The sequence below is a fragment of the Myxococcus llanfairpwllgwyngyllgogerychwyrndrobwllllantysiliogogogochensis genome (assembly GCF_006636215.1).
In the GTDB taxonomy this organism is placed as follows: domain Bacteria; phylum Myxococcota; class Myxococcia; order Myxococcales; family Myxococcaceae; genus Myxococcus; species Myxococcus llanfairpwllgwyngyllgogerychwyrndrobwllllantysiliogogogochensis.
In genome coordinates, this window is record NZ_VIFM01000285.1 from 1 (window position 1) to 13,860 (window position 13,860).

Annotated in this window: 10 protein-coding genes; 2 read left to right on the forward strand and 8 right to left on the reverse strand. The window is 67.9% G+C overall.

All coding sequences use genetic code 11. The annotated features are described in order from the left end of the window. Both FJV41_RS41400 and FJV41_RS41405 read right to left on the reverse strand, forming a co-directional pair. The coding region (locus FJV41_RS41400; protein WP_141648142.1) for a M4 family metallopeptidase at positions 1-1,586 on the reverse strand (1,586 nt) is incomplete at its 3' end. Between the two features lie 317 nt (positions 1,587-1,903). Further along, positions 1,904-4,120 carry a M4 family metallopeptidase gene (locus tag FJV41_RS41405; RefSeq protein WP_141648143.1) on the reverse strand — a complete coding sequence of 739 codons (2,217 nt, stop codon included), beginning with the start codon at positions 4,118-4,120 and terminating at the stop codon, positions 1,904-1,906. 262 nt (positions 4,121-4,382) lie between these two features. Here FJV41_RS41405 and FJV41_RS41410 point away from each other — a divergent pair, with 262 nt between their 5' ends. Continuing rightward, entirely contained in the window at positions 4,383-4,973 is a 591-nt protein-coding gene (locus FJV41_RS41410; protein ID WP_141648144.1) for a DUF4291 domain-containing protein, read from the forward strand. Positions 4,974-5,034: 61 nt separating this feature from the next. On the opposite strand, the gene FJV41_RS41415 is transcribed toward FJV41_RS41410, so the two are convergent. Next, complete coding sequence (locus FJV41_RS41415; protein ID WP_141648145.1) at positions 5,035-7,845, reverse strand: exo-rhamnogalacturonan lyase family protein; 2,811 nt, start codon at positions 7,843-7,845, stop codon at positions 5,035-5,037. Between the two features lie 555 nt (positions 7,846-8,400). Here FJV41_RS41415 and FJV41_RS41420 point away from each other — a divergent pair. Further along, on the forward strand, positions 8,401-9,144 hold the full coding sequence (locus tag FJV41_RS41420) for a class I SAM-dependent methyltransferase (RefSeq protein ID WP_246137748.1): 744 nt from the start codon (positions 8,401-8,403) through the stop codon (positions 9,142-9,144). A 59-nt stretch (positions 9,145-9,203) separates the two neighbouring features. On the opposite strand, the gene FJV41_RS41425 is transcribed toward FJV41_RS41420, so the two are convergent. From FJV41_RS41425 to FJV41_RS41445, 5 genes are all read right to left on the reverse strand, one after another. Continuing rightward, entirely contained in the window at positions 9,204-9,362 is a 159-nt protein-coding gene (locus FJV41_RS41425; RefSeq protein WP_141648147.1) for a XapX domain-containing protein, read from the reverse strand. Then, positions 9,359-9,586 carry a DUF1427 family protein gene (locus FJV41_RS41430; protein ID WP_141648148.1) on the reverse strand — a complete coding sequence of 76 codons (228 nt, stop codon included), beginning with the start codon at positions 9,584-9,586 and terminating at the stop codon, positions 9,359-9,361. The genes FJV41_RS41425 and FJV41_RS41430 overlap by 4 nt, the downstream gene beginning before the upstream one ends. After that, positions 9,583-11,238 carry an MFS transporter gene (locus FJV41_RS41435; protein WP_141648149.1) on the reverse strand — a complete coding sequence of 552 codons (1,656 nt, stop codon included), beginning with the start codon at positions 11,236-11,238 and terminating at the stop codon, positions 9,583-9,585. The genes FJV41_RS41430 and FJV41_RS41435 overlap by 4 nt, the downstream gene beginning before the upstream one ends. After that, the gene (locus tag FJV41_RS41440; protein WP_141648150.1) at positions 11,228-13,084 is read right to left on the reverse strand and encodes an amidohydrolase; all 1,857 of its coding nucleotides are present in this window, start codon (positions 13,082-13,084) and stop codon (positions 11,228-11,230) included. Before FJV41_RS41440 ends, FJV41_RS41435 begins: the two co-directional genes overlap by 11 nt. A 111-nt stretch (positions 13,085-13,195) precedes the next feature. Continuing rightward, on the reverse strand, positions 13,196-13,860 hold a 665-nt coding region (locus FJV41_RS41445; RefSeq protein WP_306440939.1), incomplete at its 5' end, for a hydrolase.

The window sequence follows — 13,860 nt, forward strand, 5'->3', positions numbered from 1 at the left end:
GGGGGAGGGAGCGGGGGCAGGATGATGACGCCCACCTGAACGGCCTTCCACGCGGCGGTGACGGAGGCGATGGTCGCCGCGTCGTAGCCCAACTGGGCGGCGGCCTGTTCCGTGGCGACCTTCGCCGTCTCGAAGCGGGAGGACGGAGTCAGGAGGTCCACGTTCGCCTTGTAGAAGATGCGGGCGGCCTTCTCGATGCCGATGCCTTCCACGAAGGGCCAGTCCGGATGGCTCGGGTGATGGCCCCCCTGGGAGAGCAGATAGAACGCCAGGTTGGCGATGCCCGAGCTGTAGTGGACGTCGACACCCGAGCTGTAGTCGGCGTAGTCATCCAGCGACTCCCCATCCAGCTTGGGGTTGAACAGGTAGCGAAGCGCGTCCCCGGGGGTCTCCGGTGTCCAGACGTCCTCGCCAATCATGAACGTCCCCTCGTCGATGACCTTGCCCTCCGAGTGCCACTCACACACGGCGCCGAAGATGTCGGAGATGGCCTCGTTCAGGCCGCCGGACTCGCCGGAGTAGATGAGGTCCGACTCGTGCTCCGTCACCGCATGCGTCAGCTCATGGGCCGTGATGTCGACGGCATAGGGCAGGATGGAGGCGGTGGTCCCGTCGCCGTCGCCGAACACCATCTGCACACCATCCCAGTACGCGTTCACATAGTTCACCCGGTGGTGAACGGTGGTGATGAGCGCGGCGCCCGCGTTGTCGTAGGAGTCGCGGTTGAACAGCTCCTTGTAGCAACGCCAGACGGCGCCCGTGTTGTCATAGGCCGCGTTGACGACGGGGTCGAGGACCGGCGGTTGTCCCTCCATGCGGCTCGGGGTGCCGGGAAGGCCGGGTCCGTTTTTGCCGTCGTAGACCCGGCGGTTCAGCGCGCCGTGGAGGTTGGTGATTCGCTCGAACACGTCGCCCGAGCGTGCGTTGACGAGCACCGTGTCATCCACGCGCTCACCCCCGCGTGTCTCGCCCGTCATGCGCAGCCGGTAGGCGAGCAGGAGCTGTCCGTCATCGCGCCAGTAGACGAGCTCGGGCTTGCCCACGAGGGTGGCCTCGGGCGGCGAGGCCCGGTCCTTCCGGGCCTCCTCCTCCGCGAGCTCCATGGAGACGCTGGCGCCCTCGGGGGCGGGCAGGTCCGTGCGCGCGTCACCGTTCGCGGCGAAGACCTGGCCATCGCGAGCATGCAGCCTCAGCTCCGCGCCCATGACCTCCACGCCGTTGACTCGCACCCCGTAGCGGAAGTGCGCCTCCCCGTCGAAGCCGACGTAGGCCTTCTTCAGGAAGAGCTGCTCGGGCTTCACCTTGAACAGCGGCGCCACCCGCGCGAGGACCGGCGCCAGCGTCGCGGGCTGGAGCCCCCGGAGGGCGTCGGCGCTCGTCGGCGCGGCGCCGAATGGCCCGTTGACGAAGGTGGGAACCCGGTCCTGGTCCACGGCGATGACCTGGTGCGCGCCGGTGAGCGCCTCCGAGGACTTCTTGCTCACCGCGTCCTTGCCTTCCTTCGGCGTGGTGGCCTCGGTGCAGGCTCCCAATGTCAGGCATAGCAGCGTGGCACCTATGACTCCGCGACCTCTCTTCAAGAGCATGCGCTTCCCCCAGCCGGATGATGAGGTCGTCATGTTGACGCCAAAGGCAGCTCAGTGACAAGGCGCACCCCGACTTCATCGCGATTCACGCAACAGGCAGGTCTGGACCTACCCCGCGAGAGCTCCCCATCGATGTCAGTCTTTGTTGGCGGAGTGGGAGGCGATGGCGCGACGCGTGTGACAGTTCACGTCACTCCATGCCAGGACTTGAGGACCACCCGCCAGGTCTCATGGGGTGGCCGGAAATGCGACGGCCCACCCGCCGAGGCTTCACGCCTCCGGACCGGGTGGGCCGTCTTGCATCAGGTCGGTTCAGCTCAGCGGTAGGTGACGACGACGGACGCGTTGGCGTAGCCGCCCTTCGCGCCGTAGAGCAACACGTAGTACTTGCCACCCTCGACGTACTTGAGGTCGCAGCGCTCCGCGTTGGTTTCCTTCATGCTTCGGCAGTCGTAGTCGCTGTGGGTGGGGATGGCGCCGCGACGGACGTAGAGGTCGGCGTTGCCCGTACCGCCCTCGACGCGCACGGTGACGTTGCGATAGCCGCCCTCGGGGGCCTCGGGAATCTGGACGAAGAAGCCGTGGGTGTCGTTGGTTGCGCCGGACAGGCCACCCACCACCACGTTGGGCTCGAGCGGGAAGAAGCCGCCCTGGTACGTCATCACCAGCGACGCATTGGCGTAGTCAGTGAAACCGTTGACCATGAAGTAATACTTGCCGGGCGTCGGATTGGCGAAGATGCACGCCTCGTTGTTGGTGGAGAGGTAGGGGCGGCAGTCGTAGGAGCCCGTCGTCGGGTAGTTGCCGACGCGGACATAGAGGTCCGCGTCGCCCGTTCCACCCGACTGGGTGAAGCGCAGGTTCGTCGCGCCCTCGGGCACCTCACCCCAGCCATACTCCTTGGTGGTGCGGGCTCCGGAGAGGACCACGGGGATGTTGCGCACCAGCTGGCGCGGATTCGGGGGCTCGAAGATGACGCCCACCTGCACGGCCTTCCACGCCGCGTTGACGGAGGCGATGGTCGCCGCGTCGTAGCCCAGCTGCGCGGCGGCCTGCTCCGTCCCGGCCTTCGCCGCGTCGAAGTTGGTGCCGGGGAGGAAGAAGTCCAGGTTCGCCTTGTAGAAGATGCGGGCGGCCTTCTCGATACCGATGCCCGCCACCGCCGGGCGCGTGGGGAAGCGCGGATGCGTGCCACCCTGCGCGAGGAGATAGAACGCCAGGTTGGCGATGCCCGAGCTGTAGTGGACATCGACGCCGGAGGTGTAGTCGCCGTAGTCATCCAGCGAGTCCCCATCCTGCGTGGGGTTGTTCATGTAGCGAAGGGCATCCCCCTCGACGTCGGGCGTCCAGACGTCCTCGCCCACGAGGTACGTTCCGGCATTGATGGTCCGCGCCTCCGCGTGCCATTCACACACGGCGCCGAAGATGTCGGACATGGCCTCGTTCAGGCCGCCGGACTCGCCGGAGTAGATGAGGTCCGAGTCGAACTCCGTCACGGCGTGCGTCAGCTCGTGGGCCGTCACGTCCAGGCTGAGGGCCAGGTTGAGGGAGGTGGTGCCGTCGCCGTCGCCGAACACCATCTGCGTCCCATTCCAGAACGCATTCACATAATTCACGCGGTGGTGAACGGTGGCGATGAGCGTGGCGCCCGCCCTGTCGTAGGAGTCGCGGCCGAACAGGTCGTTGTAGCAATTGTAGACGGCGCCCAGGTTGTCGTAGGCGGCGTTGACGATGGGGTCCGCGACGGGCGGGTCTCCTTCGTTGCGGCCCACGGTGCCGGGAAGGGTCGTGGTGTTGCCACCGTCATAGACCCGGCGGACCAGCGCCGAGTGGATGTTGGTGTAGCGCTCGAACAGGTCCCCCGAGCGAGCGTTGACGAGCACGGTGTCGTCCACCGGGGTGCCGTCCTTCTGCTCGCCCGTCATGCGCATGCGGTACGCCAGGAGGTACTGGCCGCTGTCGAGCCAGTAGACCAGCTCCGGCTTGCCCTCGATGGCGGCCTTCGGCGGGGAGGCGCGGTCCTTCTGGGCCGTCTCCACCGCCAGCTCCGCGGAGACATTGGCGCCCACGGGCGCGCGCAGGTCGGTCCGCGCGTTTCCGTTGGCGGCGAACACCTGGCCGTTGCGAGCGTGCAGCCGCAGCTCCGCGCCCATGATCTCCACGCCGTTGAGGCGCACGCCATAGCGGAAGTGCGCGTCCCCGTCGAAGCCGACATAGGCCCGCTTCAGGAAGAGCTGGTCGGGCTTCACCTTGAACAGGGGGGCGACGCGCGCGATGACGGGCGCCAGCGTCTCCGCCTGGACACCCCGGACGGCGGCGACACTGGTCGGCGCCGCGCCAAACAGACCACTGACGAAGGTGGGGGTGGAGTCCTTGTCGACGGCGAGGACCTGGTGCTCACTCGAGAGCGCCGCCGAGGCCTTCTCGGTCACCGCATCCTTCGCATCCTTGGATGTGTTGGCCTCCGTGCAAGCCCCCAATGTCAGGCTCAGCAGCGTGGCGCCTACAACTCCGCGACCTCTCTTCACGAGCATGCGATTCCCCCAAACGAATGATGAGGTCGTCATGGTGAAGCCAAAGGCATCTCAAGAACAAGTCGACAGCAGCAACTTCATTGCATTTCCCGCAATAAACGTGAAGTGTGACATTTTCTGTCACAGTCTTCCAGGTGTTGAGAGTCTGGGTGATGCCCGTCGGTGAGGGTCTATCGACGCGGGTTCGTAGGGACCCCTGTGTTAATGTGCGAGGTATGACGACGGTTGGCAACAGCCTTCTTGCCCTGGCGGGCACCTGGCGGTGAGTTCCGTCCGGGAGATTCGCGCCGATTTCGACCGGGTGTCCATGGTGGTCTACCAGGCCTATCCGGACGCCATCGCGGACGTGGCGGTGAGACAGCAGAAGTTCGGCCCGCCGTTCTCAGTGGGTCGGATGACGTGGATCAAACCCAGCTTCCTGTGGCTGATGCACCGCTCGAATTGGGGCCGCAAGAGCGGCCAGGAGCGCACGCTCGCGGTGCGCATCCGACGCAGTGGGTGGGAGGCGGCGCTCGGTGAGGGGGTACTCACGGGGTATGAGCCCAAGGCCCATGGCACGCCGGAGGCCTGGCGACAGGCTTTCGAGCGCGCGTCCGTCCATGTCCAGTGGGACCCGGAGCGCACGGTGCGGGGGGCGGGGCTCCCTCACGACAGCATCCAGGTGGGCCTGGGGCGCGGCATCATCCAGCGCTTCGTGGAGGACTGGGTGGTTTCCATCACAGACCTGACGCCGCTGGTGCAGAAGCTGCGCAAGCACCTGGACGAGGGGCACGCGGACCAGGCCACGCGCCTGCTGCCCAGGGAGGCCGTCTATCCGGTGCCCGTGGAGCTGGTGCGTCGGCTGGGCATGTGACGCGGGGGGCACGACGCCTGGACTGCCTGGCGTCCTGCCCTCCCGCGACAGGAGCTCCACGCTACCGGCCGAGCGTGTCCTTCATCACCGTGAAGTAGTCGGCGGGATAGACAATCTCATAGCCATAGAAGCCATAGGATTGGGTGCTCGCGCCGACGGTCAGGTTCTGGAGTTCGTCGTAGCGACGCGTGGCGAGCGCGCCCCACGTGGCCTGGGTGTCGAACCAGGCGGGGTTGCTGATGCGACCCGCGGCGAGCTCCTGCTTGTACAGGCGGTCCAGATAGGCCAGCGGGTAGAGGATGTGGTGGTCGCCGCCGTCGTAGCCGCGCTGCGCTTCTGAGTACACGAAGAATTTGCGGGTGCTGTCGTAGCCATACTTGACGACGTAGTTCATGCCCTGGAGCAACATGTCCACCATCTGGGCGTGACTCACGCCGGAGGGCTTGCCCGCGGCGGAGAACAATACGTCGGCCTGATGAAACCTGATGAGGTTGCCCATGAAGGCCCCCGCCATCCAGGGGTTCGTCCCAGTGGCGTTGAACCCGGCGTTGTTGTCCATCTTGGTCATCGTCCAGTAGCCCGTTCCCTGGGTGGCATCATTCACGCCCAGGACGGTGTTGGAGACGGTGTTCGTGGCCGGGTTGAAGCCCACGTGATTGCTCGGGGTCCTGAACCACTCGACGATGTAGGCGGCCAGGTGGCCCGCCACGTCCTTGTGGTACGTCGCATCTCCCGTCACTCGCACGTACTCATTCATCACATAGAGGGGCCAGCCATAGTCGCGCTCGGCCTCGCGGTACCGGTCCGCGAACTTGAACGGGCGCTTGAAGAAGTGCGGGGTGACGAACTTCCACCAGTTGGCGATCTCCGTGAGCACGTCGAGCGAGCGCTTGTCGCCCGTGAGCAGGTAGAGATTGCTCATGCCGCTGACGTGCGCATGGCCCCAGTGCAGGTTGCGGACCTGGTGGTCGATGTTTTCATGGTTGATGGCATGCACCTCGCCCGCGGGCTGCGGCGCGCCGCCCGTGGCCCAGTAGCCCGCGCGGGGCCCATGCGACACGTCGATGTCCATGAAGTGACGGGTGCTGATCTCCCCGAGCTGGAACCAGCGAGCGTCTCCGCTGCGCAGGTACTGCGTGAGGAAGTTGTTCGCGCCGACGTGGGTGTCATTGTAGAAGCTGGGCACGTAGACGCCATTGACCTCGAGCGCCCAGCCCGCGCGCAGCCGGTCGCCGTAGTCACGCCAGCCAAACATCGTGGCGTTGCCGTCGGACTGCTCGATGCTCCGCTCGTAGATGTCACGCATCAGCATGTTGTCGTAGCCCTTGTTGGTGCTGAGCTGGGGCGTGGGCGTCAGGTCGCCGAAGACACCTGACGTCGAGTACCAGGCCGGGGTGGCCGTCAGCTCCAGGCGGTGGCGCTGATAGCTGTCGTTGGCCGTGTGCAGCGCGCTGGTGGTGGGCAGGCCGGTGCTCGAGGCGAGCCGAAGCTGGTACGTCTTCGCGCCACCTGGGCGGGCGAAGTACATGCTCTGCGCCCGGATATAGCGAGTGCCGGACAGCGTGGGCTGCGTGGTCTCCGCGGTGCCGCCGCGTGCGGGGAAGAGGGAGGCGGTCAGGGTGTTGCCGTTGATGCTCAGCTCGCCCGGGAACTGCTGCCAGAAGTCCCGGACCATCAAGGCCAGGTGACGGCTGCCGGAATCCAGGGCGACCCAACCGGCGGCCTTGGCGCCTGTGCCCACGCCGCTGTAGTTGAACGTGTGGCCCAGGTCGACGCCGTTGTTGAAGGTGAACTCTCCCTTCTGGAGCAGGAAGTGCTCTCCGGAGACCTTGGCGGCATAGGCGGCGCCGCTCTCACCGCCGAAGCGGTAGTCGGCCGCGCTGTCGGAGAGGTAGGTCCAGCGCAGGCCCAGCGCCTTGCCGGCGATGGCGAACGACGTGGGGTTGGTCTGGACGTTCGGCTCCAGGCGGTCGTCGATGACGGAGACCTCGATGTCGACCTTGTCGGAGCCCTGGAGGGCGTAGTAGCGGACCAGGTACTTGATGAGCTTCGCGCCGCTGCCGTTGGTGAGGGAGCCCTGGGCCTTGATGACCGCGCGCATCGGCCCGTTCTCTTCCACGGTGACGACCGCGTCGGTGGCCGCGCCAGCGGTGTACTCCAGGTTGTCGTAGGCGTTGACCATGAACAGGTCTCCGCCGTTGAGGAGCTGCTCGCCCGCTTCGAACGTGCCGTTGGTGTTGGTGTCCCGCCAGAGCTTGTTGATGACGCCCTTGTTGTTGACGGCGAACTTCACCAGGCCCGTGTCGACGGTGAGCTCGGTGGTCGGCGTGCTGCTGATGGCCACGTTACGGGGCAGGGCGGCGCGCACGACGCCAGGGCCATAGGCGACGCGGTAGGAACGCGCTTCGCCGAGGTCGGCGACGAGGTGGACGAGGGCTACCTTGATGGAGCCATCCGGCCAGCGCGAGATGGCGTCGAACTGGGCGGGAACTTCCTGGCTGCCGTCACCGGTCTCCAGCCGCAACTCGGCGATGTTCGACAGGGCTCCCTTGGGGAGGGGGACGCCTGTGCGCACGGGCGTCTTGTCGGCGATGGGGCCGGAGGCGAGGCTCAAGGGGATGTATTGGGTGCCCGCGACAGTGACCGGGGTAAAGCTCCCCTGCACGGTGGTGTCGGCGTCGAGGGTGATGGCGCAAGTCTCCGTGCCCGTGCAGCCGCCGCCGCTCCACCCACCGAAGGCGTACCCCGTGTCAGGCGTGGCGGTCAGCGTGACGGCGGTGCCCTTGGTGAACGAGGCCAGACAGGTGCCGCCGCACGAAATGGCGGCGGGGCTGGAGGTGAGGGTGCCCGCGCCCAGGCGCGTGAGCGTCAACTGGACGGTCGTGTCGTCCCCCCCAGGAGGTCCTTCGGGAGGTGTAGGTGTGTCACTGGTGCAACCGAGGAGTAACGAGGCCGTGAGGGCCAGGGCCCGCCAGTTTTCTCTGCGGATGAGAGTTGTCATTGCGTCCAACAGAGCAATCGTCAGACCAAGGGCGCGACATGCGGGGCTTCCCTGCGGGGATGCATGTTGCCTCGCGCGAGGAGCCGTGCCCCTGTGGTGGACAGCACCCACTGATCTGTGGGGCCGTGCCCCCGGCAAGGCAGAGGGGCGGAGGCACGGTTTCGCAGGGCGAACGGCCAATCCCCCGCTGTGCCCTCGGCAATGTCGCCATGGAGTCACGGTCGCCAACGTGCGGCGTTCGAGGTCACCGGGCGGAATCCAGCGGGTTGTCCTCGTGTCCTCCCCGATGCCCGTTCACAGGTGCCTGTACTCCTCGCCCAGCCAGGTGCTCCCCGCCCGCGGTGGCGATACGCTGGCGCTCACCCCAGTGAAGGGCACCGGGACTGGCATCTCAACAGGAGCAGGGGGACTGATATGGGAATCACGATGTCGCCGCAGGAATACGCCACGGCTTTTCGCCTGCTGGCCGCCACCGCGCGCCACCCCGAGAACATCGCGCGTGTCGTCGAGGAGCGAATGCTCCCAGGTCTTCCACTCCCGCGCACGCTGCTGGACGTGGGCGCCGGGTCGGGCAAGGTGGCCGAGCGGCTCGCGCCACACTTCGGCTCACTCACGCTGCTCGAACCCAATCGCGAGCAGATTTCAGGACTGAAGCTCGACAAGGCAAAGGTCCTCGTCGAGCCGCTGGAGCGCTATGACTCCACCGAGCAGTACGAGCTCGTCCTGTGCTCACACGTCCTGTACCACGTGCCCCTCGCGGACTGGGGCGCCTTCATGGACAGACTGCTCTCGTTCGTCCGTCCCGGCGGCTACTGCCTGCTCATCATGGCCGCCGCCCGTGGGCCCACCTACGAGCTGTGCCGTGACTTCGCGGAGACGCTGAACTTTGGCGAGCTGATGCTGGACACCGTGCGGGGCAAACACCTGCCCCACGAGGTGCTCCCGACGATGAGCGGCTTCGTCGCGCAGACCTTCGAGGAGATGTACACGCTCTGCCGCTTCTTCGTGCTCGAGGGCTGCTTCACCGCGGAGCAGCTCGCGGCCATGAGCCCGGACCAGGCCCGCGAACTCGACCGGAAGCTCCGCCTGCATGCCGAGCGCTGCCGGGGCGCGGACGGCGTGTACCGCCTGGAGCAGGACGAGGACCTTGTCCTCATCCCCAAGCCCTGACGCATGCGCGACGCGCGGAGGCCGCCTGGCACGGCGTCCTCCGCGCGCGCGAGCGTGCTTCAGCCCAGGAGCCGCTCCCCCATGAGGAAGCCCACCGTCATGGCCACCACCAGCAGCGCGCCCTGGAGCTTCGGCGGAGCGGGCAGGGGAATGTCGAGCAGCCGGCACCCCGCGCCAATGATGAGCGCCAGGGCGAATCCCAACAGGGCCAGCATCATGAGCGCGTCCCCTGCGTCTCGCCGGTGGGACCGCCACAGTTGACGTGATTGCGCGCGGGACGGGACGCCAGCAGCTTGTCCGTCAGGGTGTAGCCGCTCGTCATCGCGACGACGAGCAGCGCCCCCACCAGCACCGGCGGCGCGGGCGCGGGCACGCCCAACCAGCGGCAACCAAAGCCAATACCCAGGCCCAGGAGCAGGCCCACACACAGTTTCCAGTTCACGAGTCGTTCTCCAAGGGGGTGAGACGGGGGCTCGTCGGCGCGGCGCCGACGAAGTGACGAACGGACGGCGGCTGGCTGTCCTGGTGGAGCGCGCGCAGCGTGTCCTGCAGCGCCTTCTCCTCATGCGTGACGCGCTCGTGTTGACGCAGGTGTTCCATCCACGAGCCGACGACGAAGTACTCGAGGAAGCGCCCAGGCTCCGCCGTGTCCTCCATGACGTCCCACTGCACGGCACCGTCGCGGCGCCGCGTGCCGCCGAGCTGGTGGATGAGCGGAAGGAACGTCGCGCGGTCCCTGGGGGCGATGCGGTACTCCACGGTGATGAGCACCGGTCCCCGGTCCTGCTCGATGGCCTCGGTCAGCTCCGGCGACGGCCAGTGCGAAGAGGGCGCGGTGTTGCGCGTCATGGCCGCGCTCAGCCGGAAGCGCAGCGAGAAGGCGCCCGCGAGCACCGCCGCCAGGGACGCCGCCGTCAGCGAGACGGGGACTCCGAAGCGCTGGGCCACGGAGCCCCACAGGAGGCCTCCTCCGGCCATGCCCGCGGAGAAAACCACGATGTAGAGCGACAGCGCCCGGGCCCGAACCCACGTGGGAACGGAGACATGGGTGGCCGTCTGGAGCGAGGACAACACGCTGATCCACGCCAAGCCGTTGAACACCATGGCCACGCCCAGCACCTGGAGCAGTCGCACGTGGGCCACGACGAGCATGGTGAGCGCGTAGAGCACCGTGGCGCCGAACACCAGCCGGTCGACCCCCAGTCGCGCACGGAGTCGAGGCAGCAGCACGGCGCCCGCGACGGCGCCCGCTCCGATACACGTCAGCAGCAACCCGTACGTGCCCGCTCCCGCGCCCAGTTCCTTGCGCACGACGATGGCGAGCTGCGCGGGCAGCGCGCTGGCGAAGACGTAGAAACAGGCCGACTTGAGCAGCACGGAGCGCAAGTCACCCGACTTCGACGCGTAGCGAAGCCCCGCGCGCAGGGCGATGCCAAAGGGCTCCGAGGGCAGCGTCGAGACAGTCGCCTCCCTCCGCCAGAGGAGCAGGGCCAGCAGCACGCCCAGGTAGGAGACCGCGTCCAGCGACAAGGCCCAGCCGACGCCGAAGCGCGCGACAATGAGCCCGCCCAGGGCTGGCCCCACCGAGCGCGCGATGTTCATCCCGATGGAGCTGAGCGCCACGGCGGGCGCCAGCAGGGGCCGTGGTACGAGCTCCGCGGTCGTCGCCGCCTGGGCAGGCATCGCCATGGCCGCGCCCGTCCCGAGCGCGAACGTCAGCCCCAGCAGCACCCACTCATTCATCCTGCCGGAGAGCGCGAACCAGGCGAGCGTCGCCGCCATGACCAGCATCCACACCTGCACGGCGATGAGGTAGCGCCGTCGGTCGACGATGTCCGCCAGCGTGCCCGCGACGAGCGCGAACACCACGACGGGCATCGTCGTCGCGGACTGCACCGCGGCGACCATCAACGGGGAGCCCGTCCGCTCGGACATGAACCACGCGGCGGCGACGTCATGGACCCACGTCCCGATGTGGCTGGCCAGGACCGCGAACCACATCGTCCGGAACGAGGAGTGGCGCAGCGGCGCCCACGGGCCGACCTCCGGCGCGGGCACCGCCGGGGCCGCCGCGACGTTCGCCTCAGAAGGCATAGCAGAGGCACCCGAGCGCGCCCCAGAACCCGGTGTCGTCGCTCGTGGGGACCTGGTGGCGCGAAGCGTGAGTCCTGCCATGGCCGTGCATGGCGCAGGAGTCTCCATGCGCGTGCGAGGCCCCCTGGAAGGCGGCCCGGGCCTGGGCGACGGTGCCGCCCTGGTAGCCGCCGAAGCGATTCACCGGAGACCAGTCCGGCATCGGCCGGGGCAGTTGGGGCGCGAGCGGACCGAAGCCGCCATCGCCATGCACCACCTTGCCGCCCACCACCGTGAGCACGCTGGTGATGTCCAGGATGGACGCCTCCGGCACCTGGAAGAAGTCCGACGACAACACGGTGAAGTCCGCGAAGTAGCCGGGCTTGAGCAGTCCCTTGCGCTCCTGTTCGTGGGAGAACCACGCGCTGCCGTGCGTCCACAGGCGCAGGGCCTCCTCGCGCTCCAGGACGTTGTCCTCGCCGTACATCGCCAGCCCGCCCAGCGTGCGGCCGGTGACGAGCCAATACATCGCCACCCAGGGGTTGTAGCTGGCCACGCGCGTGGCATCCGTGCCGGCACCCACGGGCACGCCCAGCTCCAGCATCTTGCGCACCGGGGGCGTGCGGCGGACGGCGTCACGGCCGTAGCGCTCCGCGAAGTACTCGCCCTGGTAGGCCATGCGGTGCTGGATGGCGATGCCACCGCTGAGCGCGCGCACGCGCTCGATGTTGCGCTCGGAGATGGTCTCCGCGTGGTCGATGAGCCAGTGCAGACCGTCCAGCGGCACGTCCCGGTTCACCTTCTCATACACGTCCAGCACCCGGCTGATGCTCTCGTCGTAGGTGGCGTGGATGCGGAACGGCCAGCGCTTCTGGGCCAGGAGGCGCACCACCGACTCCAGCTCGCCTTCCATGCCCGCGGGCAGCTCCGGCCGGGGCATGCGGAAGTCCTCGAAGTCCGCGGCGGAGAACACGAGCATCTCGCCCGCGCCGTTGTGGCGCATCATGTCGTCGCCCTGGCGGGGGGTGAGCATGCCCGTCCAGCGCTCGAAGTCCGCCACCTCCGCGCCCTTCTTCTGGGTGAAGAGGTTGTAGGCGATGCGCACCGTCAGCTCGCCGTCGGCGTGCAGCTTCTGGATGATGTCGTAGTCCTCCGGGTAGTTCTGGAAGCCGCCGCCCGCGTCGATGACGGACGTGACACCCAGCCGGTTCAGCTCGCGCATGAAGTGGCGCGTGGAGTTGAGCTGGTACTCCGGGGGCAGTCGGGGCCCCATGGCGAGCGTCGCGTACAGGATGAGCGCGTTGGGGCTGGCCAGCAGCAGGCCCGTGGGATTGCCGCGCGCGTCGCGCTCGATGCGTCCGCCCGGCGGGTCCGGCGTCTCCTTGCCGTAGCCCACCGCGCGCAGGGCGGCGCGATTGAGCAGCGCCCTGTCGTACAGGTGGAGGATGAAGACGGGCGCCTCCGGCGCGGCCTCGTTGAGCTCCTCCAGCGTGGGCAGGCGCTTCTCGACGAACTGGTGCTCGCTGAAGCCTCCCACCACGCGGACCCACTGCGGCGCCGGAGTGCGAGCCACCTGCTCGCGCAAGAGCGCCATCGCGTCCGCCAGCGAGCGCACGCCGTCCCAGCGCAGCTCCAGGTTGTAGTTGAGTCCTCCGCGAATCAGGTGGATGTGGCTGTCATTGAGGCCGGGAACCAGCCGCCGCCCGCCCGCGTCGATGACCCGCGTCCCCGGTGCGGCGAGCGCCATGATGGTGGCCTCGTCTCCCACGGCCTCCACGAGGCCTCCGGAGATGGCCAGGGCCTGGGCCTCCGGATGGTCCCGGTCCAGGGTGGTGATGCGGGCGTTGCGGACAATCAGGTCGGCCATGGGGGTGCTCGTGCGCGGAGGAGGGGGCGGACAACGACACGACGACGGACGCGGCCCGGGGGGCTGGGGGCGCGTGTCCATCGCCGGGGTGTGACGGAAAGCGGGACGACGTCAGTGCTGGCCGCCCTCGGAGGCGTTGAACATGGACTTGGCGTACTGGACGCCCAGGCCGTAGCCCCCGCCGTTGCTGGTGGCGATGCCCGTGGTCAACGCGTAGGTGGCGCCGCGCGCCCAGTCCCGCTGGAGCTCCAGCAGGTACTGGAGGCTGGTCATCGGCATGGCGCCGGCCTGAACCATGCGCTGCACCGCGCGCTCGTGGGCCTCCTCGGAGATGTCCCCGCTGGCGTCGGTGATGACGTAGACCTTGAAGCCCTGGTCGATGGCGGACAGCACCGGCCCGACGATGCAGACGCCCGTCCACAGGCCGGCAATCACCAGCCGCTCCTTGTCGAAGCGGTTGACCTGCTCGGTGACCTGCGGGTCCTCCCAGGCGTTCATCGTGGTGCGGTCCACGACCCTGGCCTCGGGGAAGACCTCCTTGATTTCAGGGAACAGGGGCCCCGAGAAGCTCTTCTCCGCGACGGTGGTCAGGAGCGTGGGAACGCGAAAGCCCGAGGCCGCCTTGGCGATGAGCGCGGTGTTGTTGCGCAGCAGCGAGATGTCGATGGAGCGCGTCGCGAAGGCCATCTGCGACTGGTGGTCCACGAGGATGAGCGCGTGGTTGTCGGGGGTGAGCAGGTTCTTGCCGGGGGTGGGACTGGCGTTGGGCATGGGGC

Bases quoted from the DNA above. Each gene is read 5' to 3' on its own strand.
- FJV41_RS41420 (WP_246137748.1), top strand. From the start codon at position 8,401: ATGTCGCCGCAGGAATACGCCACGGCTTTTCGCCTGCTGGCCGCCACC.
- FJV41_RS41405 (WP_141648143.1), bottom strand. From the start codon at position 4,120: ATGCTCGTGAAGAGAGGTCGCGGAGTTGTAGGCGCCACGCTGCTGAGC.
- FJV41_RS41425 (WP_141648147.1), bottom strand. From the start codon at position 9,362: ATGATGCTGGCCCTGTTGGGATTCGCCCTGGCGCTCATCATTGGCGCG.
- FJV41_RS41440 (WP_141648150.1), bottom strand. From the start codon at position 13,084: ATGGCCGACCTGATTGTCCGCAACGCCCGCATCACCACCCTGGACCGG.
- FJV41_RS41435 (WP_141648149.1), bottom strand. From the start codon at position 11,238: ATGCCTTCTGAGGCGAACGTCGCGGCGGCCCCGGCGGTGCCCGCGCCG.